Origin of the sequence: Sphingobacterium psychroaquaticum, from assembly GCF_004421025.1 — a bacterium.
Taxonomy (GTDB): domain Bacteria; phylum Bacteroidota; class Bacteroidia; order Sphingobacteriales; family Sphingobacteriaceae; genus Sphingobacterium; species Sphingobacterium psychroaquaticum.
Window position 1 is genome coordinate 1,638,638 of sequence record NZ_CP038029.1, and the last position, 20,085, is coordinate 1,658,722.

Here is a 20,085-nt window from a genome sequence, read left to right on the forward strand (position 1 = left end):
TGTGCTCTTGTACGTGGAGAATATCGGAGTCGAACCGATGACCTTTTGGCTGCCAGCCAAACGCTCTAGCCAGCTGAGCTAATCCCCCGTTTGCTGTGCAAATATAATATTAAGAATGGAATAATCAATAGTCGTTTCCGAAATTATAAGGTGAGCTATTTCTGTGAGGTCGGAGTCCGTTATTCGGTTGCCGATTCCCGCATTAAATGCCTTTAATAGGAGCGATGCGGTCTCTACGCGTTCTGGAATAGTGATCAAGTTGCTGCCTTCATAAAAGTTGACGAGCGAGGTGGCTAAAGCGATAAATTTATCGAAAGTAAAGGCCTCCTGTTGTTGAGTCAGGTAGCGCATGTAGCGTTCAAAATCGCCAATAATCATTTCTTGTTGCTGCGTTGTCATGGACAGCAAAAATAACACTTAACAAAAAAAAAGCACCATCACGTGGTGCTTTTCTTTCAGAATTAAATATATTCTTATTTTCGGATGCTAATCGATACTCTTCTATCTTGAACGCGATCGCTTTCTGGAGCAGACGCATCGAATTTTGCAAATTCAGATCCGTAACCTTCTGTGTCGGTAACTTGCGCTCCTAAGCCTTGTTTGGTCAAGAACTCCTTAACGGCAGCTGCTCTTTCGCCAGATAGCTTTTTATTGAACTCCTCATTACCTGTTTTATCGGTGTATCCACCGATTTTGATTTTTACATCAGGGAATGCTTTTAAGATCGCTGCAATATTATCGAGTTGTACTTGGCTTTCTGGTAGAACGGTTGCTGTACCGGTCTCAAAGTTCAAGTTATCAAAGTCAAACCATTTCGCTTTTAGGTTGTCGTCAGAAAGCGTTTTGTACTCGCCCGCCTGCAAGAATTTAATTAACTGATCCTCGATACCTCCCGTGAAAGCAGAAAGCTCTTTGCCATCGGGAAGTTTTAAGTTCATTGATTCACGTACGGTGGTTGTTACGGTTTCTACCGTTGAGTCTCCTATGGCAACTGTTGTCGTTGTATCTGTTGTAATGACGGTTTTGTCGCCACTTCCACAGCCCTTACCAAAGAGAAGCCAGCCAGCGATCAGAAGGAGGGGGATGAGAAGCCACCATAAACCAGCACCTTTTTTCTCCTTTTCGATCGTGTGCTTGGTATGTACGACAGGGGGGATTTCATGGGTTACTTTAGAGATGGTTTTTGTAGCGGTGTCAGTCATATCATTTACCACACCTTTAGCGCTACTTGCTATACCTCCTAAACTTGCTAAACCTAGTCCTGCAGGAAGAGCTCCCAAGAGACTATCTTTATTTGTGTTTAGCAGCGAAGTAATGCTGCCTACGTTCCAATTGGTTCCCTTATCGGTTAAGCTAGAGAATACAGCCGGTAAGCTAACGCCTAGTAATTTGGTTACTGAATCACCTTTTATACCTAGAAAACTCGTTAAGGAGCTGACAATACCACTTAATCCGCTGCCAAAAATACTACTTAAAAGGTCCGAGCCTGCCGAGCCTTCTTTTTGTTGATCTGCGTCAAAGAAGCTGTTAAAATTAAAGCTGCTAAAATTGAAGAAGCTTTTTGCTTTATCGAGAATCGATGTAAGACCAGATTGACCTTGTGCCTGCATGCCCAACATAACAGTTGGAATAATGGCATCCAATCCTTTTTTTACGGTATCTGGGCTTTCACCAGTATTGCTGCTGAGTAAGTTCAGGATTTCTTCGTTAAAGAAGCCCTTAGCTGAGTTTAATAGTAGATTTTCCATAATTATGTTATATATTACCTTAATTGAACAAACCGCTGTGTTTTTTGTTTTTCAGTATTGAAAATATTGACAGTAATGTCTTTAGCCCTTGTTTGTTAAAGAATAATTCTATCTTTATAGGGTGGAATCATTGACCTATACAGACCTTAATTAACATTGAGTTCATATTGATATTTTATTTTTGTAGCTATACGAGCTTTAGTATTTTATTTGAAGCGGGTAGCTAGTTGTTCTATTTTATTTTTTATAATTATTTACATGAAGAAATTATCTTTTTTTGCTTTTCTTTTTTTATTCCATCTGTTGTCGTTTGGCCAGAATCGTCCCAAGTATATCTTTTTTATGATTGGGGATGGTATGGGGCTTAATCAGGTTAACTTAACCGAGATTTATCTTGCGGCCCAGGAAGATAGGAACACGGTATTTCCATTGGTATTTTCAACGTTTCCACATGCTACTTTCGCGACGTCCTATTCGTTGTCGCATGGCGTAACGGACTCTGCCGCTGGAGGAACCGCATTGGCCGTAGGAAAGAAAACTAAAAATGGGGTATTATCTATGGATAGTACAGGGAGCGAATCTTATACGAGTATTGCGTATGCCGCGAAAAAAGCAGGAATGAAGGTTGGAATTACGACTTCCGTTAGTATTGATCATGCTACTCCAGCCTCCTTCTATGCCAACCAGTCTAGTCGGAGTAAATACTATGAAATTGGACAGGATATTCTAAAGTCGGGTTTTGATTTTTTTGCGGGTTCCGGTTTCTTAAGCCCAACGAAGAATGCGAAGAAAGAAGAGGTACCCTCGTTGTTCCCGCAGTTTGAAAAGGCCGGCTATCAGTTGGCGTATGGCTTAGAAGGCTATCAGAATTTAAAAGATAAAGGAAAGAAGACTATTTTGATGAATAGTAAAGGGACAGATCCTGAATCGTTGAAGTTTGCTATAGATCAGCAAAAAGGCGATTTAAACTTACGAGAGATTACCGATGCGGCAATTACATCGTTGACGAAAGATAACGATAAAGGTTTCTTCTTAATGGTAGAGGGCGGTAAGATTGATTGGTCCTCGCATGCGAATGATGCAACAACCACGATTCGCGAAGTACTGGATTTTAATGAAGCGGTAAAAAGTGCCTATGCATTTTATTTGAAACACCCAGAGGAGACGCTAATTATTGTGACCGCAGATCATGAGACAGGTGGTATCGCTGTTGGTAACGGTGGTAGCCGATTAAATACGAAGCTGCTTAGTCATCAAAAAGTGTCTTTGGGTGAATTGTCTAAAGAGGTTTCAGCGTTACGTTTAGCAGGTAGAGAGGTTAGCTGGCAAGAGATGAAGGATTTACTATCCAAGAAGTTGGGTCTGTTTGGGTCTGTGAAGGTCAGCCAGGAAGAGGAGGATCTATTGTTTAAGATTTATGAGAAAAGCTTTGTAAAGCATGAGGATGAGACTATAAAGAGCCTGTATGCGACAGATGAGAAATTAGCGGCAACAGCTATTCAACTGTTGAATAAAGCGGGTTCTATCGCATGGGCATCTAATAATCACTCCGCAGCATACATTCCGGTTTTTGCCATCGGCGCAGGAGCACAATCGTTCTCGCATAAGATGGAGAATGTAGATATTCCTAAAAAGGTCGCAGCGGCGGCTGGCTTGGATTTTTAAGCAGCTGGATTGGGCTTTTAAGAGGATCGTGCTAAAGAAATTGCAAGAGATGTCTAGAAAGAAGTCCGAGCTATGAGCCTGCCTACCGCAGACAGGTTCGAACTAGCGAGAGAAAGGTTTGTTCATAGATACCTCCTGTCGTCGGTATGACGATAAGAGGTATTTATGAGCTGTATCTCCCGATGCTGGCGCGAGCCTTCGGCTCGTGTCCTCTTAAATTAATACGAAGCATATAGTGGTAGGTATTCCGTATTCCCTATTCTGTACTTTATACGCGTTACCAACTACCAACTCCCCACAACAAACTACCAACTACCAACAATGAACTACCAACAATGAACTACCATTTCCCTCTACTCAAATTCTTCTTCAGGAGAAGGTGTCTTCCGGTTGTCCAGTACAATAAACTGATTGATTTTGATTTCTGTGCGTTCTCGTTTGATATCATTGGTGTCGGTGTACTCGCTGTAGGTAATAGATCCTTGAAGCAATAGTCGACTTCCTTTTTGTCCCGTTCTTTCTAATTTTTCAGCTAATTTCCCCCAAAAGATTAAGGAGTGCCAATACGTTGTTTCCAACCATTCTCCGTTAGTATTACGGGAGTATTCGTTGGTCGCTAAACGTATGTTACACACTTTGGTGTCTTTTGTTGTTGTTTTTACTTCTACATCGTTGCCTATTCGGCCGATTAGCTGTACTGAATTTGTTAATGCATTCATAGGATTAATTTTTAATGTGAATTTTTTTTATTATTTTCAAAACTGTTTATATACAACCATTTATTGTAGCCACTACAAAGATGCAAGACAATTTTTCTGCGATTCGGTAGATAACTGATTATATACAATTATAAACGATTTTAAATGCTTGTAAACGGATGGAGTTTATGGAAGAAAAGTGCTGTGTGTGGTGTGGACAATTCGTGAAGGGTCGTTCGGACAAAAGGTTTTGTGATGATGGATGTCGGAATGCGTATAATAACAAGATGAATCGTGTTTCAAATCAATATGTGCGTGAGGTGAATAACATATTAAAAAAGAATCGAAATGTTTTGTTAACGGTTCTGGGTGAAGAAAAGACGACACGTATATCGCGCGATCATTTGTTGCGTGAAGGATTAGATTTTGATTTTTTTACAAATTTGCTGGAAAATGGGAAAGGTCAAACGTATTCATTTGTGTATGAGTATGGTTATTTACCCTTAGGTAATGAATTGTTCTTAATTGTTAAGAGAGGGGTTTGATCAGTGTTCTTTTGTTTTGTTTGAATGTATCTATTTGATATGATGGTTGTTACATAGTTTTTGTTAGCATATTTTGTACGGGCTCTTTACCTGTTTTTTATTCCTTAAGCATTTAAAATATAGTTGTTTAGACTTTTATTTTTTAGCTATTTTTTACATTGTAAAGAGCTTTCGTTTTGAGATAATAATAGGTTTATACTTAAGGTAGATTATTTTTTGATAATTTTTTCGAAAATATTTTTTTGAATTGTGGATGAATATCTACATTTTTTTAATATCTTGAGGCATTATTTGTTATGAGACTAACCTTTGTGCTAATTATTTGATAATGTGATTAGTACAATTATTATGCATGTTTATTTATTTTTTAGGAGCGATGTCCGATACAATTATCTTTACTACAATTGAAGTATTCCTTGCAAGACAAGAAAAATTAGAGGTTGCATTTAACTTTTTTAATCATGGTCTATAGAAACAGGGTAATTGAAACATTGCACTTGTTAGAGGATATCCGAACTCAGGTTTTTGTTCAGTTAGTCAATTTAGCATCAGATGGTGAGATGCGGGAAACAATGGAACTTTTCGAGGATGGTGATTATTACACCTTCGAGCTTGAGCACTTTGAGAATCTAAGTGATGCAAATGTGAATAAACTACTATCACTTTGTAAAGATCTAGAGACAATTTTTGAAAGCATTCAGAATATGAATGCGGTTCGTTATGAGGAGATTCAGCGGGGAGAAGATAGCTTGCCCTTTGAAGGGTTTTAGCCTTCCACAAAGCATAGGCTGTACGCGTTCTTAGTGATCACCCCATGTGGTTACTTAAAAAGGAGTACTTTTTTCTCTTTATGTATAAAAACAAAGGCCGTACGTGGGTACGGCCTTTGTGGATTAATTTTCTAATCCCATTATTTCTTCTGCGAGCAATTCCCAATCTGTTTGCAGCTGATCAAAAGTCGCTTTAATCGAATTGTATTGCCTTGTTGTTTCTTGCAGCTTTACAGCATCTGAATAGACCGCTTCCTGAGCGAGTTCGACTTCTAAACTTTTGACTTGTTGTTCGGTCGTGTTTATTTTTTGCTCGAGTGCCGATAGTTCTTTATTCTTTTGTTGCAGGATTCGGAATGTGTCGTCGGTTGGTTGTTTTTTCTCTTTAGGAGCTTCTTCCTTAACCACCTTTTTCTCGACTTTCTTCTCCGGTTTTATCACCCGTTTACTATTCCATTCTTCAAATTCCTGATAGGTTCCTGGGTACTCCTTAATCTCTTTTTCTTCGATGTACCATATCTTGTTGGCAATATTGTCGAGGAAGTAACGGTCGTGGGAAACGACGATAAATGTTCCTTCATATTGCTGAAGTGCTTGGATCAAAATATTTACCGAAGCCATATCCAAGTGGTTGGTCGGCTCATCGAGCACCAAGAAGTTGGCGTCCGCCGTTAGGGCCTTCGCTAAGGCTACACGTGATTTCTCACCACCGGAAAGAACCTTAATCTTTTTAAAGACATCGTCGCCAGTGAACAAGAAACAACCTAAGATCGAACGTAGCTCTGTTTCAGTGTGTTTTGGTGCAAAGGCTACAAGCTCTTGTAGGATGGAATTTTCCAAATGAAGCGCTTCTAGCTGGTGTTGCGCAAAGAAAGTTTGCGATACATTATGTCCCTTTATGCTGGTGCCGCTAAACTCTTTATCCGCATCGGCAACGATACGTAAGAGCGTTGATTTTCCTTTTCCATTCGCTCCGATGAGGGCAATTTTATCACCTTTCTCAATTAAGCCGCTTGTGTTTTTTAAGATTTCTAAGTTGGGGTACGACTTAGAGATATTCTCTAAAGTAACGACATGGCGCCCGGAAGGCTTAGAAAATTTAAAGCTGAAGTTTACCTCGGGGTTGTCATCATCGACAGCATCGACTTTGTCCATACGATCCAATGCTTTGATCCGTGATTGAACCATCTTCGCTTTACTCGCTTTGGCTCGAAAGCGCTCAATAAGTTTTTCTTCCTGTTTGATTTTTGCCTGTTGGTTCTTGAACTGATTTCCTTGAATCTCCTCTCGCATGGATTTTTCTTCCAGGTAAAACGTGTAGTTACCCGCATATACGTTAAGTTTACCTTTGCGGGATTCCACGGTTTTATTGATGATTTTATCCAAGAAATACCGGTCATGGGAAACAATCACAATTGCTCCTTCAAAGGCATGGAGATAAGTTTCCAACCATTTGATGGAAGGTAAATCCAAGTGGTTGGTTGGCTCATCGAGTAATAAAATATCTGGCGTTTGCAGTAATATACGTGCAAGCATAACGCGCATACGCCATCCTCCTGAAAAGGTTGCCAACGGTCGTTTTTGTTCGTCATCCGAGAAACCTAGTCCAGCGAGGATTTCATGTGCACGAAACTCGATACTATAACCATCCAGAGCTTCAAACTCCATTTGCTTATCGCTCAACTTATTCAGGATCTCTTCGGAGTAGTCGGTCTCGAGTTTCTGTAATAAGGTTTCTATTTCAGTATGTAGTTGGTTCTGGCGTTCAAAAGCCTCCATAGCCACATGTAATATGCTTTTTTCCGAATGATAAGACAAAAGATCCTGGTTCAGGTAGCCTATTTTAAGGTCTTTAGCCATGGATATCGTCCCTGAAGTCGGAGCGTAATCGCCTACGATCAGTTTTAATAACGTTGATTTACCAGCACCATTTGCACCGATCAAACCAGCCTTATCTCCCGGTTTTATATGCCAATTGGCTTCGTCATAAAGTGCACGAGAACCAATTTCGAATGTTAAATTATTTATTGAAATCATTTGCTGACAAAAGTAATGAATATTTCTGCTTCTTTGGCTACCTTTGCGTTTATGTACAAAATAGTCAAACCTTTATTCTTTAGTATGAGTCCCGAGACGGCTCACCATAACGTTACTGGTGGTTTACGTCGGTTCAATAAGATATGGGGGGCACAAGCTCTCCTCAAAGCGTTGTATACCGTGGAGGATAAACGGCTTGAGCGTGAGGTTTTTGGATTAAAGTTTAAAAATCCGGTAGGCTTGGCTGCGGGTTTTGATAAAAATGCCGAGTATATCGATGATATGGCGAAGCTTGGTTTCGGTTTTATTGAGATCGGTACGGTAACCCCGCGTCCACAACCTGGAAACGATAAGCCTCGGATGTTTAGATTGGTGCATGATGAGGCATTGATCAATCGTATGGGGTTCAATAATCAAGGGGCAGATGTGGCTGCAGCACGATTAAAAAACTTGAAAAATAAAGAGGGGCTTATTATCGGCGGAAATATTGGTAAAAATAAAGTCACGCCGAATGAAGAAGCTGTAAGCGATTATATCTATTGTTTTAACGCTTTATTTGATTATGTAGACTATTTTGTCGTTAATGTGAGCTCTCCGAATACTCCGGGACTGCGGGATTTGCAGGAAAAGGAACCTCTAACGAAATTGTTGAATACGTTACAGGAACTGAATCTTAAGAAAGCCAACCCAAAGCCTATTTTATTAAAGATAGCGCCCGACTTAACCGATTCGCAACTGGATGATATCGTTGAAATTGTAATGAATACAAAAATTGCCGGCGTTATTGCTACAAATACAACTATTGTGCGGGAGGGTTTACAAAGTGATCCAGCTATTGTGCAAGAGATGGGAGGGGTGAGTGGTAAGCCGCTAACGAAACGTTCTACCGAAGTAATTCGTTATTTGGCAACAAAATCTAACGGTGCTTTTCCGATTATTGGCGTAGGTGGCATTCATAGTGCGGAAGATGCATTGGAGAAATTGGACGCCGGCGCTTCATTGATTCAAATCTATACGGGCTTTATCTATGAAGGGCCTGCTTTGATTAGTAAGATATGTAAAGGCTTATTGAGTAAATAACATAAAAAAAGGAGGATTAAAAATCCTCCTTTTTTTATGTGTTTATTTTTTAACGATCATTTTATTATCCCCTTCGGTAATAATATCGATCAATTCTTTTTGTCGTAAACCTTTAGTTGCGATATCCCATTTTTTACCGCTTAAGGCCGTTGCTTCCTTTACTTCACCAAGTGATTTTGGTTTGTCGCCTAATAGTGCAAGCACTGCTTTTTCTTCTTCGGTAAGTTCGATCACCACCTCTTTTTTCTCTGGGCGCATTTGTGGGAAGAACAATACTTCTTGGATGGATGGGTTGTTCGTTAAGAACATAATCAAGCGATCCATACCAATGCCTAAGCCTGATGTAGGTGGCATACCGTACTCTAAGGCACGTAGGAAATCTTGATCAATGAACATGGCTTCGTCATCTCCCTTTTCAGATAGTTGCAATTGATGTTCAAAGCGTTCGCGTTGATCGATCGGGTCATTAAGCTCGGAGTATGCATTGGCAATTTCTTTACCACATACCATCAGTTCAAAACGCTCTGTCAATTCTGGGTTATTGCGGTGCTTTTTCGTTAATGGAGACATCTCGATAGGATAGTCCGTGATAAAGGTTGGCTGAATGTAGTTTCCTTCACATTTCGCACCAAAGATTTCATCGATCAGTTTACCTTTACCCATCGTGTCATTAACAGCGATGCCCATTCCTTTTGCTGCTTCACGAATCTCATCTTCCGATTTTCCAATAATATCAAAGCCCGTGAAATCGATGATCGATTGCGCCATGGTTACGCGTTTAAATGGTGCTTTGAAATCAATGTGGTGCTCGTTAAATGTTGCTTTTGTTGTTCCGTTTACGGCAACCGCACAATGTTCCAACAAACGTTCGGTAAATTCCATCATCCAGTTGTAGTCTTTATAGGCCACATAGATTTCCATTGCCGTAAATTCGGGGTTGTGTGTGCGGTCCATTCCTTCGTTACGGAAGTTTTTCGAGAACTCATATACTCCATCAAAACCACCAACAATCAGTCGTTTCAAGTAAAGTTCATTGGCAATACGTAGGTACAAAGGAATGTCCAATGCATTGTGATGCGTGATGAAAGGGCGCGCTGCAGCGCCACCCGGTATGGATTGCAGGATAGGCGTTTCTACTTCCATGTATCCCGCACTGTTGAAGAAATCACGCATCGCATTGAAGAGCTTGGTTCTTTTAACAAAGATGTCTCTGTTTTGTGGATTTACGATCAAATCAACATACCGCATACGATAACGCTGCTCCGGATCAGTGAAAGCGTCGAATGTCTTTCCTTCTGCTTCTTTTACCACAGGTAGCGGACGGAGCGACTTTGTCAATAAGGTAAGTTTCTCTACGTGAATAGAGATTTCTCCCGTTTGTGTTGTAAAGACATAGCCCTCAACGCCAACAATATCACCAATATCAAGTAATTTTTTGAAAACCGTATTGTACAAAGTCTTGTCTTCACCAGGGCAGATATCATCGCGCTTTACATACGCCTGTATACGTCCGCTCGAATCTTGCAGCTCCATAAAAGAGGCGCTACCCATCACGCGGCGACCCATAATACGTCCCGCAAAGCGAATGTTCTTATAGTTAAGCTTATCGCGTTCGTAGTGTTCTAAAATATCAGCGGCAGAAACGTTTACCTTGAATTCGTCAGCAGGGAATGGGTTAATACCCAGGTCTATAATCGCTTGAAGATTTAATCTGCGTTGTTGTTCCTGTTCAGAAAGTACCGTACTCATGGTTTCTATAAATAAATGTATATTAATTAAAGACAAAAATCGGGAGCCGATCGCGAAGCACACTTTATGTATGGCTAACAGGAAGTGGAGGAGTCGTTTGTCCCGGTTGTTAAGGAGGCAAAAATAGGAAAAAACTTTCAGGATTCCATTGGAAAACGTACCTTTGCACGTACGATAGAGGGCACTACATCGAAATGATGTCTGTGTGAATAATATTCTTTTGTTTTTTTTGAAAATAAAAATTATCTTTGCACCTCAATTGTTGAATATTTGAATATATAGTAATCATAAAGATAAAATGAAAAAAGATTTGCATCCATCGAACTACAGATTAGTTGTTTTCAAAGATATGTCTAACGAATATTCTTTCGTAACTAAATCATGTGTAGATACTAAGGAGACTATTACATGGGAAGATGGTAATGAATATCCATTAGTGAAATTAGAGATCTCTCACACTTCACACCCATTCTATACAGGTAAAATGAAATTGGTTGATACAGCAGGACGTATCGATAAATTCCGTAGCCGTTACAACAAAAAGTAATCCGTATAACGGTTATAGATTAACACGAGATTATCCCGATGAGTTCGCCTTATCGGGATTTTTTTATGTACTTTTATCTTTGCTATGATGGAAGTTGTTTTACACGATCGCGCAACATGGCGGGATCATTTATTGCCATTGTCCTATACCCGACCTGTAGGCAATTTACGGGTTGGCGCACTGACCTTGCAGGAAAAGTGGTGCCTTATTTTTGATAAACCTGTTTTCTACCATACCGAAACCTATCTTCAAGATAAATTTAAAGCACCAGATTATGATGCAACCTCATCATTCTTGGTTATTCGCGGGAATATTTGTCCGTCCGTCGCTCTAATCGAGGTGTTACGATCATTACCTGTTGGAACATTGCTTGTAAAAGATGACTTGTGGATTGCCTATCATACACAATCCTGGAATGACGGACATCATCTGAAGCATCTTAAGTTGGTCCAGTACGAGGACATCGTTGATGTCGTTGCTTTTCCAGAGGATATCTTTCTTTTGAATGCTGCACAAATCGTGTTTGATTATAACTTGTTGACCGATGGTAAACAATCCGCCGGCTTGTCGGGAACCAACGTGGTGCTGGGTACGGATCTCTTTATTGGAGAGGGGGTCGAAGCGGAGTGTTGTACCTTCAATACAACGACGGGGCCTATTCTTATCGAAGACGGGGCTAAGATCGAGGAGGGGAGTCACCTTCGTGGACCAATTGCGATTGGTAAATCCGCTCGGGTTAAGATGGGGACGAAGTTGTACCCGAATGTAACGATCGGACCGGGTTCGGTTATTGGTGGTGAGGTAAACAATACGGTGTTATGGGGAAATTCGGCAAAAGGACATGATGGTTATCTCGGTTGTGCGGTTCTCGGAGAGGGGTGTAATCTCGGTGGAGGCACAGGTAATTCGAATATGCAAAACAACTGGAAAACCGTTTCTTTGTTTGATTATAAGAACAGTGCTTATCGGGATACGGGACAGCGGAAGGTCGGTCTCTTTATGGGAGATTATGCGATGTGCGGGATCAATTCTACGCTTACAACAGGATGTGTAATTGGTACAGGAGCACAGCTCGCAATTTCAAATATTATTCCGAAATTTGTGCCAGATTTTTTGTGGTTAACAGACTATAAGAGTGAAGGCTATGATTGGGTTAAATTTGAAGAAATGTTGGCACACCGGATGATTGTGCGTGGCGATGCGGCCGATGAAACAACATTAAAAATTTTGTGGGAGGTTTTTGTGCGGACGAAAAATAGAAACGAAGAATTTATTAAACAGAGAAAATAAAAATATTATGCGTAAAAACATTGTTGCAGGAAACTGGAAGATGAATTTAGACTATGAACAAGGATTGAGCCTGTTCTCGGAAATTGTTAATATGGTTAAGGATGAGGTTGTGGGTAATCAAGAGGCTGTCGTATGCAGCCCTGCGATTCACCTTTCTAGCTTGGCTAAGTTGTCCACAGCGAAAGTCGCTGTTGGGGCACAGAACATCCATCAAGCAGCATCGGGCGCTTATACCGGAGAGATTTCGGCAAGTCAGGTTAAATCAGTAGGTGCGTCGTATGTTATTTTAGGTCACTCTGAACGCAGAGCGTATTTTGGTGAAACGGATGCTCTTTTGGCGGAGAAAGTTGATGCAGCACTAGCGCACGGTTTGAAACCTATTTTTTGTATTGGTGAAACAAAAGAAGAGCGTGAAAGTGGTGAGTTTTTTGCTGTTATAAAAACACAATTAGAACAGGGGTTGTTCCATTTATCGGCTGATGCTTTTCAAGCAGTTGTTTTAGCATATGAGCCAGTTTGGGCGATTGGTACAGGCTTGACCGCTACACCCGCACAAGCACAAGATGTACATGCATTTATCCGCCAAACTTTAGTGGAGAAATACGGACAGGAGATTGCTGAGAATACAACAATCCTTTACGGCGGTAGCTGTAATCCAAGTAATGCGAATGAGTTGTTCTCGCAAACAGATATTGATGGCGGATTGATTGGTGGTGCTTCTTTGAAATCACGTGATTTCCTTGAGATTGTAAAGGTTTTTAATTCCAAGTAATGAGATATTCATCGGTGACTTTTATCACCCCTTCTATTGAGGATTGGCAAAAAGATTTGTTGATCGATGCGTTGGGGGATATCGGTTATGATACATTTGAAGATGTTGCAGGTGGTTTTGCTGCCTATATTCCGACCGCAAACTATGATTTACAAGCGCTAGAGACCACTTTGTTACACCATAGTGAAGGTTTTGATGTGCAGTATACCGTCGCGGATCTGGACGATCAAAATTGGAATAAACTATGGGAAAGTAATTTTAATCCTATTGTGGTCGATAATCGTTGTTATGTGCGTGCGACATTCCATGAGCCACGTCCGGATATGGCTTACGAGATCGTTATCGATCCCAAAATGTCATTTGGTACGGGGCATCACCAAACAACGTCTATGATGCTTTCTTATATTTTAGAAAACCAATTTACGGGTACAGCTGTTTTAGATATGGGCTGCGGCACCGGAATCTTAGCTATTTTAGCGATTAAGCGCGGTGCAGATCATGTTTTGGCAGTCGACTACGATGATATTTGTGTAGCTAGTGTGGAAGAAAACAAAGGGCTTAACAATATCGATACGATAACAACAAAATTAGGGTCGAAAGAAGTGATAGAAGGATCGAAGTTTGATATAATTTTAGCGAATATAAACAGGAACATTTTACTTGACCAATTGGAACAGTATAGTCTTTGTTTAGGAGAAAACGGACAATTGTATATCAGTGGTTTCTACGATGGAGAGGATCTCTCTATTTTGAGCGAAAAGGCACAGCAATATGGCTTTTCTTTCGAAAGTAAAAAAGTGCTGGATAGTTGGTGTTCGGCAAAATTTGTAAAGAACAGTTAAGATGCGCATTCATTTTATTGCCATAGGAGGTGCTGTGATGCATAATTTAGCTATTTCTTTAGCTGAGCAAGGGCATCAGGTAACAGGATCCGACGACCAAATCGTTGAACCATCGCGATCTCGATTGCTAAAAGCAGGTCTTTTACCCGCTCAATTGGGGTGGTTTTCGGATAAGATTACCGAAGATATCGACGCGGTGATCCTAGGTATGCACGCGGAGGAAAATAATCCAGAGCTCAAGGCGGCACAGGAGCTAGGAATAAAAATTTACTCTTTTCCAGAGTTTATACATGAGTTAAGTGCCAACAAAACACGTGTGGTAATTGCTGGTACCTACGGTAAAACGACCATCATGAGCATGGTTATGCACGTGTTGAAAGCTTTAGACCGTGATTTTGACTACCTGGTAGGCGCGCAATTGGAGGGATTTGATTCTTTGGTGAAGTTGACCGCACATAATAAAATTATTTTGATCGAGGGCGATGAATATTATGCATCGGCCATCGATCATCGTTCTAAATTTCACCTTTTCCATCCGAATATTGCACTCATTAGTGGTATCGATTGGAACGAAACAAGAACTAACATTTCAAAAGAAGATTATTTATCGTTGTTTGATAGTTTTATTTCTACCATTGTGCCCAAAGGGACCTTGATTTACAATAAAGATAGTGCGATATTACGTGATATTGTGGAGCAAACATTGGACTGTAAGATTAATCGACATGGTTATAAAATGCCCGAATATTCCATTAACAAAGGCGTTACGTATTTGCATAATGGAGAAGAACGTATCCCTTTGCAAGTTTTTGGTAAGCTGAACCTCTCTAATATTGCAGGGGCTTACACGGTCTGTGAATGGTTGGGCGTGAAGCGTACCGATTTCTATAAGGCTATTGTAAGTTTCCAAAGCTCCATTCGATATTTGGAGTTTGTGGCGAGTGTGAACGGTAGTGTCGTGTATCAAGACTTTCTTTTTTCACCTTATAAATTACGTACAAGTATCCATGCGGTGAAGGAACAGTTCCCCGGTCAAGGATTAGTTACAATCATGGAGCTTAATCCATATGATGTGCTAAATGAAAACTTTCTTGACCAATACGCATCCTCTATGGACGAATCGGATCATGCTGTTGTTTTAGTTAATAAGGATTCAATTAAAGATAAAAACATTTTGCTAAACACGCTTGAAAGCGATATAAAACAAGTTTTTAACCACAAGAATTTTGTTTTTTTGACTGATTTGAATGCGTTAGAGGGTTATTTGGAGTCTTTTAAATCGTTAGGTTTCAATCTTTTGTTTATGGTTTCGCCTAAACATAACACGATGAATATCGTCAGTTTCTCCGATAAATTCTTTAAAAATTTTTGATTTCTTAATTTTAATTTTTTACCTTATGGTTTTTTTTCTTACTTTTGGAATAAAGTAAAATTTACCCATGAACGCATTAGGAAAAAAAATCCGCTTATTAAGGCATCAGAAAGGTTGGAGTCAAGAAGATGTGGCCAAAAGGCTAGACATTTCTATTCCAGCATTCTCAAAAATCGAAACAGGTATTACCGATGTAAACTTGTCTCGTTTGAATCAAATCTCTAAACTATTTGGCTTGACTCTTGTGCAGCTATTGTCCACTTCAGACTCTGAAGAAGAGAAACAAATTCAAGACGAAATTGATAATTTGAGTAAAAAACTTCAATTGAGAGAAGTTGAAGTAATCGATTTACAGAAAAAAGTAATTGACTTGTACGAGCAATTACACCGAAGTAAATAAGAATTGAGTCGAGCGGTAATGAAAAAAGAGGCAGAATGAACATTCTGCCTCTTTCGCTTTACATTAATTTCTTTCTGGTGTCTATTCTCAATAGGTAGATTATTGGTAATCGACTAGAAATCGTCATCATCAAAATCCTCAAACTCTCCGATTGAGTCAATTTCTTCAATTTCGAAATCATCATCATAGACATCATCTGCATCATCTTCCGGACCGTTAAAATTGATTGTTTCATCAATAAGAACTTCTTGTACTGCCTCTTGCGCCATAGCCTTTACTTGTTAAAAAATGATTAATATGCTGTTTCTTACTAGGGGTAAAAATAATCAAGAATATTTGAACTTGAAATTTTTTTTGTTTTTTTTATCCTTGTAATTCAGTGGGTTATGATGGTGCGGTGCTATTCCGTAATTTCTCCAATCGTATTTTCTTCTGCTATAATATCTTTTAGCTGCGGAAGATCTTTTGTTGATTTTATACCGAAATGATTCATGAATTGATCACTCGTAGCGTAGAGTAATGGCTTCCCGATTGTCTCCGCTTTTCCTGTAATCTGGATTAGTTTCTTTTCGAGCAATCGTTGGATAGAATAGTCACAATTAACACCTCGAATTTGTTCAATCTCCAACTTCGTGATCGGCTGTCGGTAGGCAATAATCGATAAGGTCTCTAGGCCGGATTGGCTTAATTTCTTTTTGTCTTTATGTGCCTGTAACTGGTTGACCGTTTCGTGGTAGATGTCTTTCGTTAAAAACTGGTATTGTTTACCGATAATTTTTAAGCTGAAGACTTGGTCTTCGCGGTTGTACTTCTCAAAGATTTTTTTCATGAGTTCTACAACCTCTTGGTTGGTTACATCAACCGCTAATGCATCGTGCAAAATCTGTCGAATATCATTCGCTGAAATACCTTCCTCACTTGCAAAGATAATCGCTTCGATATGTAGTAATATGTCGTTCAACGCTTAAGATACTAGTAGTTAATGACTTGTTCTTCCATTTGCGGCAACTCTCGGAAATCGTACTTCTGTGTACGCAGCTGAGGCTCGAAGCCTGCTTCTAAGATTGCTTCCTGTATCGATCTCGAGGTAAAGCGATGTGGCGCGCCAGCGGCGGAAACAACATTTTCTTCGATCATGATCGAACCAAAATCATTTGCACCGGCTTGCAAGCACAACTGCGCCGTACGTTTACCGACGGTTAACCAGGACGCTTGGATATTTTTAATATTAGGGAGCATAATACGACTTAAAGCTATCATGCGGATATATTCTTCACTCGTTACATTGTTCGTAATGCCACGTAAACGTTTTAGAAGGGTTCCGTCATCTTGGAATGGCCAAGGGATAAAGGCGATGAATCCATGGTTATCCGCTGGTTTTTCGGCTTGTACTTCGCGAATCCAAACCAAGTGTTCGAAACGTTCCTCGATAGTCTCGATATGACCAAACATCATCGTAGCTGAAGTTGGTAAGTTAATCTTGTGTGCTGCACGCATCACATCTAACCACTCTTGTCCGCCACATTTTCCTTTGGAGATCAAACGACGTACACGGTCGTTTAGAATTTCTGCTCCAGCTCCAGGGAGTGAGTCCAGTCCGGATTCCTTTAGTGCGGTTAGTACCTCTAAATGCGACATCCCTTCAAGTTTGGCAATATGCGCAATTTCGGGCGGCCCTAACGCATGTAATTTTAGCGCTGGGTAAAGCTCTTTGAGCTGTTTGAAAATGGTAGCATAAAATGCTAAACCTAGATCAGGATGGTGTCCCCCTTGTAACAAAAGCTGATCACCACCGTACTTAAAAGTCTCTTCGATCTTTTGTTTGTAGGTTTCTATATCTGTGATGTAGCTGTCTTCGTGCCCCGGTCGACGGAAGAAGTTGCAGAATTTACAGTTCGCAATGCACACATTGGTCGTGTTTACATTCCGATCTATCTGCCAAGTTACCTTGCCGTGTGGTACTTGGATCTTGCGTAAAGTGTTGGCTACATATGTCAAATCTGCGGTTGCAGCATGGTGATATAAGTGGATGCCTTCCTCTTTGCTCAAGAACTCAAATTTGAGCGCGCGCGCTAATAATTCATCTACATTCATGGTAAGCAAACTTAGATAAAATTGCTTTTAATTGCAATTTTAATCGTATCGCTGACACCATCTTTTGTTCACGGAATAGGAGGGCGGATGGTACGGAGGGGGCAATGTTTTTTAGGATGCTTCCAAGTATTCGGGAAGTTGCCTATTATTGTATATGATTTCGTATGCACACGCTAAAATAAACATCGGTCTCGATATTACGGAGAAGAGAAAAGATGGTTACCATAATTTGGAAACGGTATTCTATCCTTTTCCCCTGTATGATATTATCGAAATATCGGAAAAGGAAAATGGAGAAACTACGCTCGAGATTACGGGTTTAGATTTAGCTGTCGATGCGGACAATTTGTGCCTAAAGGCTTTTCGATTACTTCAATCACGGTTTGATATTCCAAACCAACATATTCATCTACATAAGCAAATCCCATTTGGAGCAGGCTTAGGCGGGGGCTCTTCGGACGCTTCTACGTTGTTGAATATGCTAAATAAAAGGTATGGTTTGGAGATTCCGGAGATTGAATTGGAATCTTTAGCTGCAACCTTAGGCGCTGACTGTCCTTTTTTTATTCGTGATGTGCCAGCATATGCGGAAGGTATCGGGACGGAGCTGGAGGATATTGCATTGGACCTTTCGGCGTATTATATGGTTTTGGTTAAACCTCCCGTTAGTATCCCAACGGCAGAGGCGTATCGGCATGTTCAGCCACGCAAACCAGAACGTAATTTACGGCAGTTGGTTCGATTACCGGTTCAAGAGTGGAAGTATCATATCAAGAATGATTTTGAAGAGTCTGTGTTTGCGCAATATCCATCTGTTCGGGAACTGAAGTTGGCACTCTATGCACTGGGAGCGGTCTATGTTTCAATGTCGGGCTCTGGATCCGCAGTTTTCGCGATTTTTGATGAGAAGTGTAATATTGATGAACTAGCTCCCTTGGGAACGATTTATTATCCGGTGACGTTGTAGGTAGTTGGTAGATAGTTGATCGTAGTTGGTAGATAGTTGATAGTTTTTTATAGGGCCACAAACCCCGAAGGGCTCAGCGTAGCTAAATCTTGTGTCTAGTAGTTAAGTGGGGTGCCTTTGTTATCTTGAGCTTGCCTGCAGTAGGCCGGTCTGTTGAAGGATTTATTCGTTGTTTAAGAGAGACGTTCATTCTTTACGATGTTTCAATGGGTCTATATGACCGAAAAAGGCTCAGAATGAAACTAACGTTGTCATCCTGAGCCTGTCTGACTGCCGTAGGCATGTCGAACGATCAAAGGTTCCTATAAACCAATAACCATGTGTTAAATTAATTCAGCGATAAAGTTTCCAGCTTGATTAATCAGGTCTCGTTTTTCAATGATCTCTTGGAGGTTTATCTCCCCAATAACATACTTGAAGTCTTCGCTATAATAACGTTCGGAGATATTATTGAACTTAATATTCTCCAGTGTTGCCTCGTCCGTGTAACGTAAATAAACACGCAACACGTAATCTGTGCTGTATTGTATCTGCGTTGCATCGAGGTGTTTCTTATACTCGTATCTGTAGCCGTAACGGAGGGCCGTGATATCTGATAATACCGCTGATCCAGTCGGGTGGCCACCAGCCCCCTTACCAAAGAAGAATTGTTCATCGGCAAAGGCTGCTTTCACAACCACACCATTGTTTTCGTTCTCAACATTGTACAGCAGGTTATCTGCGCTTATAAATTTCGGAAGCACATATAACACTACACGATTGTTGTCGATTTCTTTCGCTAAAGGGATAAGCTTGATTTTGAAGTTCTTTTCTTTTGCGAAGCGAATATCTTGTGTGCCAAGCTTGTCGATACCAAGATTTAAGATTTTTTCCGGATCTACATAAATACCGTAGGCGTGTGATGCTACAATAGCTAACTTGTATTTTGGATCATAACCTCCGACATCTAAAATGGGGTCGGTCTCTGCAAAACCTAGCTCTTGTGCCTTTTTTAGCGCTCCCTCGTAGCTTTGGTTCTCATTAAATATTTTCGATAAAATATAGTTTGAGGAACCGTTAAATATACCACTTACGGAATGCAAGAGCTCATTGTCGTAATATTCTTCCAGGTTACGAATAATTGGAATACTACCACATACGGCGCCTTCATAGAGTAGAGAGGTGCCATGTTCTTGTTGTATAGCCGCCAATTCCTCGAGGTGACAAGCAATCATTTTCTTATTTGCGGAGACCACATTCTTACCCGAACTTAAAGCACGCTTCGTGATCTCGAAAGCTGCTTCGGCATCGTCGATCAACTCGACAACGGTGTTGATCTCTGGGTCATTCAGGATAACATCAGCTTCTGTCGTAAATAACTCTGCAGGGAGACTTCTTTTCTTATCTGCATTTTTGATGACGAAGCGTTTTATTTCGAGGTTTAATTTTTTTGTCTTAATTATATCATACAGTCCTTGTCCTACGACACCAAAACCGAACATCCCGATGATTATTTTTTTACTCATTTTA

The 20,085-nt window shown here is 40.4% G+C and carries 20 protein-coding genes and 1 tRNA gene; 11 read left to right on the forward strand and 10 right to left on the reverse strand.

Going from position 1 to position 20,085, the window contains the following annotated elements:
* Positions 1–14: 14 nt before the first annotated feature.
* The 3 genes from E2P86_RS06730 to E2P86_RS06740 all read right to left on the reverse strand — a co-directional run bounded on the left by E2P86_RS06730 (position 15) and on the right by E2P86_RS06740 (position 1,748).
* Positions 15–88: transfer RNA gene (locus E2P86_RS06730), tRNA-Ala, on the reverse strand.
* On the reverse strand, positions 79–399 hold the full coding sequence (locus tag E2P86_RS06735; RefSeq protein WP_134431782.1) for a hypothetical protein: 321 nt from the start codon (positions 397–399) through the stop codon (positions 79–81). The genes E2P86_RS06730 and E2P86_RS06735 overlap by 10 nt, the downstream gene beginning before the upstream one ends.
* A gap of 74 nt (positions 400–473) precedes the next feature.
* Positions 474–1,748, reverse strand: coding sequence for an OmpA family protein (locus tag E2P86_RS06740; protein ID WP_085472677.1), 1,275 nt, complete (start codon positions 1,746–1,748; stop codon positions 474–476).
* A gap of 258 nt (positions 1,749–2,006) precedes the next feature.
* Here E2P86_RS06740 and E2P86_RS06745 point away from each other — a divergent pair, with 258 nt between their 5' ends.
* Positions 2,007–3,413: an alkaline phosphatase gene (locus E2P86_RS06745; RefSeq protein WP_134431785.1), complete on the forward strand. Its 1,407-nt coding sequence runs from the start codon at positions 2,007–2,009 to the stop codon at positions 3,411–3,413.
* Between the two features lie 353 nt (positions 3,414–3,766).
* Here E2P86_RS06745 and E2P86_RS06750 read toward each other — a convergent pair whose 3' ends face one another.
* On the reverse strand, positions 3,767–4,132 hold the full coding sequence (locus E2P86_RS06750; protein WP_085472679.1) for a single-stranded DNA-binding protein: 366 nt from the start codon (positions 4,130–4,132) through the stop codon (positions 3,767–3,769).
* Positions 4,133–4,299: 167 nt separating this feature from the next.
* Here E2P86_RS06750 and E2P86_RS06755 point away from each other — a divergent pair, with 167 nt between their 5' ends.
* Both E2P86_RS06755 and E2P86_RS06760 read left to right on the forward strand, forming a co-directional pair.
* On the forward strand, positions 4,300–4,656 hold the full coding sequence (locus E2P86_RS06755; RefSeq protein WP_134431788.1) for a hypothetical protein: 357 nt from the start codon (positions 4,300–4,302) through the stop codon (positions 4,654–4,656).
* Positions 4,657–5,117: 461 nt separating this feature from the next.
* Positions 5,118–5,426 (forward strand): hypothetical protein, encoded by a 309-nt coding sequence (locus E2P86_RS06760; RefSeq protein ID WP_085472680.1) that lies wholly within the window; start codon positions 5,118–5,120, stop codon positions 5,424–5,426.
* Between the two features lie 123 nt (positions 5,427–5,549).
* Here E2P86_RS06760 and E2P86_RS06765 read toward each other — a convergent pair whose 3' ends face one another.
* The gene (locus E2P86_RS06765; RefSeq protein WP_134431790.1) at positions 5,550–7,463 is read right to left on the reverse strand and encodes an ABC-F family ATP-binding cassette domain-containing protein; all 1,914 of its coding nucleotides are present in this window, start codon (positions 7,461–7,463) and stop codon (positions 5,550–5,552) included.
* A 51-nt stretch (positions 7,464–7,514) separates the two neighbouring features.
* Here E2P86_RS06765 and E2P86_RS06770 point away from each other — a divergent pair, with 51 nt between their 5' ends.
* Positions 7,515–8,543: a quinone-dependent dihydroorotate dehydrogenase gene (locus E2P86_RS06770; RefSeq protein WP_085473032.1), complete on the forward strand. Its 1,029-nt coding sequence runs from the start codon at positions 7,515–7,517 to the stop codon at positions 8,541–8,543.
* A 42-nt stretch (positions 8,544–8,585) separates the two neighbouring features.
* Here the strand turns inward: E2P86_RS06770 and lysS are convergent, their stop codons facing one another.
* Positions 8,586–10,292, reverse strand: coding sequence for a lysine--tRNA ligase (lysS, locus tag E2P86_RS06775; RefSeq protein ID WP_134431793.1), 1,707 nt, complete (start codon positions 10,290–10,292; stop codon positions 8,586–8,588).
* A 298-nt stretch (positions 10,293–10,590) separates the two neighbouring features.
* Here lysS and E2P86_RS06780 point away from each other — a divergent pair, with 298 nt between their 5' ends.
* The 6 genes from E2P86_RS06780 (at position 10,591) to E2P86_RS06805 (ending at position 15,515) form a co-directional block, all read left to right on the forward strand.
* Positions 10,591–10,839: a type B 50S ribosomal protein L31 gene (locus tag E2P86_RS06780; protein WP_085472683.1), complete on the forward strand. Its 249-nt coding sequence runs from the start codon at positions 10,591–10,593 to the stop codon at positions 10,837–10,839.
* A gap of 84 nt (positions 10,840–10,923) precedes the next feature.
* Positions 10,924–12,129, forward strand: coding sequence for a putative sugar nucleotidyl transferase (locus E2P86_RS06785; RefSeq protein WP_134431796.1), 1,206 nt, complete (start codon positions 10,924–10,926; stop codon positions 12,127–12,129).
* 7 nt (positions 12,130–12,136) lie between these two features.
* Entirely contained in the window at positions 12,137–12,901 is a 765-nt protein-coding gene (gene tpiA, locus E2P86_RS06790) for a triose-phosphate isomerase (protein ID WP_134431799.1), read from the forward strand.
* Entirely contained in the window at positions 12,901–13,743 is an 843-nt protein-coding gene (prmA, locus tag E2P86_RS06795) for a 50S ribosomal protein L11 methyltransferase (protein WP_134431802.1), read from the forward strand. The genes tpiA and prmA overlap by 1 nt, the downstream gene beginning before the upstream one ends.
* 1 nt (position 13,744) lies before the next feature.
* Positions 13,745–15,115: a Mur ligase domain-containing protein gene (locus E2P86_RS06800; protein WP_085472687.1), complete on the forward strand. Its 1,371-nt coding sequence runs from the start codon at positions 13,745–13,747 to the stop codon at positions 15,113–15,115.
* A 67-nt stretch (positions 15,116–15,182) separates the two neighbouring features.
* Positions 15,183–15,515: a helix-turn-helix domain-containing protein gene (locus E2P86_RS06805; protein WP_085472688.1), complete on the forward strand. Its 333-nt coding sequence runs from the start codon at positions 15,183–15,185 to the stop codon at positions 15,513–15,515.
* A gap of 113 nt (positions 15,516–15,628) precedes the next feature.
* On the opposite strand, the gene E2P86_RS18135 is transcribed toward E2P86_RS06805, so the two are convergent.
* The 3 genes from E2P86_RS18135 to E2P86_RS06815 all read right to left on the reverse strand — a co-directional run bounded on the left by E2P86_RS18135 (position 15,629) and on the right by E2P86_RS06815 (position 17,609).
* Positions 15,629–15,784 carry a hypothetical protein gene (locus tag E2P86_RS18135; RefSeq protein ID WP_166785158.1) on the reverse strand — a complete coding sequence of 52 codons (156 nt, stop codon included), beginning with the start codon at positions 15,782–15,784 and terminating at the stop codon, positions 15,629–15,631.
* Between the two features lie 131 nt (positions 15,785–15,915).
* Positions 15,916–16,476: an SMC-Scp complex subunit ScpB gene (gene scpB / locus E2P86_RS06810; RefSeq protein WP_085472689.1), complete on the reverse strand. Its 561-nt coding sequence runs from the start codon at positions 16,474–16,476 to the stop codon at positions 15,916–15,918.
* An 11-nt stretch (positions 16,477–16,487) separates the two neighbouring features.
* The gene (locus E2P86_RS06815) at positions 16,488–17,609 is read right to left on the reverse strand and encodes a CofH family radical SAM protein (protein ID WP_134431805.1); all 1,122 of its coding nucleotides are present in this window, start codon (positions 17,607–17,609) and stop codon (positions 16,488–16,490) included.
* Positions 17,610–17,763: 154 nt separating this feature from the next.
* Between E2P86_RS06815 and ispE the strand changes: the two genes are divergently transcribed.
* Positions 17,764–18,576 (forward strand): 4-(cytidine 5'-diphospho)-2-C-methyl-D-erythritol kinase, encoded by an 813-nt coding sequence (gene ispE / locus E2P86_RS06820; protein WP_134431807.1) that lies wholly within the window; start codon positions 17,764–17,766, stop codon positions 18,574–18,576.
* A gap of 323 nt (positions 18,577–18,899) precedes the next feature.
* Here the strand turns inward: ispE and E2P86_RS06825 are convergent, their stop codons facing one another.
* Complete coding sequence (locus tag E2P86_RS06825; RefSeq protein WP_134431810.1) at positions 18,900–20,081, reverse strand: homoserine dehydrogenase; 1,182 nt, start codon at positions 20,079–20,081, stop codon at positions 18,900–18,902.
* Between the last annotated feature and the right edge of the window lie 4 nt (positions 20,082–20,085).

Coding starts and splice junctions, on each gene's coding strand:
- E2P86_RS18135 (WP_166785158.1), bottom strand. CDS start 15,784: ATGGCGCAAGAGGCAGTACAAGAAGTTCTTATTGATGAAACAATCAAT.
- E2P86_RS06765 (WP_134431790.1), bottom strand. CDS start 7,463: ATGATTTCAATAAATAATTTAACATTCGAAATTGGTTCTCGTGCACTT.
- ispE (WP_134431807.1), top strand. CDS start 17,764: ATGATTTCGTATGCACACGCTAAAATAAACATCGGTCTCGATATTACG.
- E2P86_RS06735 (WP_134431782.1), bottom strand. CDS start 399: ATGACAACGCAGCAACAAGAAATGATTATTGGCGATTTTGAACGCTAC.
- E2P86_RS06755 (WP_134431788.1), top strand. CDS start 4,300: ATGGAAGAAAAGTGCTGTGTGTGGTGTGGACAATTCGTGAAGGGTCGT.
- tpiA (WP_134431799.1), top strand. CDS start 12,137: ATGCGTAAAAACATTGTTGCAGGAAACTGGAAGATGAATTTAGACTAT.
- lysS (WP_134431793.1), bottom strand. CDS start 10,292: ATGAGTACGGTACTTTCTGAACAGGAACAACAACGCAGATTAAATCTT.
- E2P86_RS06740 (WP_085472677.1), bottom strand. CDS start 1,748: ATGGAAAATCTACTATTAAACTCAGCTAAGGGCTTCTTTAACGAAGAA.
- prmA (WP_134431802.1), top strand. CDS start 12,901: ATGAGATATTCATCGGTGACTTTTATCACCCCTTCTATTGAGGATTGG.
- E2P86_RS06770 (WP_085473032.1), top strand. CDS start 7,515: ATGTACAAAATAGTCAAACCTTTATTCTTTAGTATGAGTCCCGAGACG.
- E2P86_RS06800 (WP_085472687.1), top strand. CDS start 13,745: ATGCGCATTCATTTTATTGCCATAGGAGGTGCTGTGATGCATAATTTA.
- E2P86_RS06805 (WP_085472688.1), top strand. CDS start 15,183: ATGAACGCATTAGGAAAAAAAATCCGCTTATTAAGGCATCAGAAAGGT.
- E2P86_RS06815 (WP_134431805.1), bottom strand. CDS start 17,609: ATGAATGTAGATGAATTATTAGCGCGCGCGCTCAAATTTGAGTTCTTG.
- E2P86_RS06780 (WP_085472683.1), top strand. CDS start 10,591: ATGAAAAAAGATTTGCATCCATCGAACTACAGATTAGTTGTTTTCAAA.
- E2P86_RS06785 (WP_134431796.1), top strand. CDS start 10,924: ATGATGGAAGTTGTTTTACACGATCGCGCAACATGGCGGGATCATTTA.
- E2P86_RS06825 (WP_134431810.1), bottom strand. CDS start 20,081: ATGAGTAAAAAAATAATCATCGGGATGTTCGGTTTTGGTGTCGTAGGA.
- E2P86_RS06760 (WP_085472680.1), top strand. CDS start 5,118: ATGGTCTATAGAAACAGGGTAATTGAAACATTGCACTTGTTAGAGGAT.
- E2P86_RS06750 (WP_085472679.1), bottom strand. CDS start 4,132: ATGAATGCATTAACAAATTCAGTACAGCTAATCGGCCGAATAGGCAAC.
- E2P86_RS06745 (WP_134431785.1), top strand. CDS start 2,007: ATGAAGAAATTATCTTTTTTTGCTTTTCTTTTTTTATTCCATCTGTTG.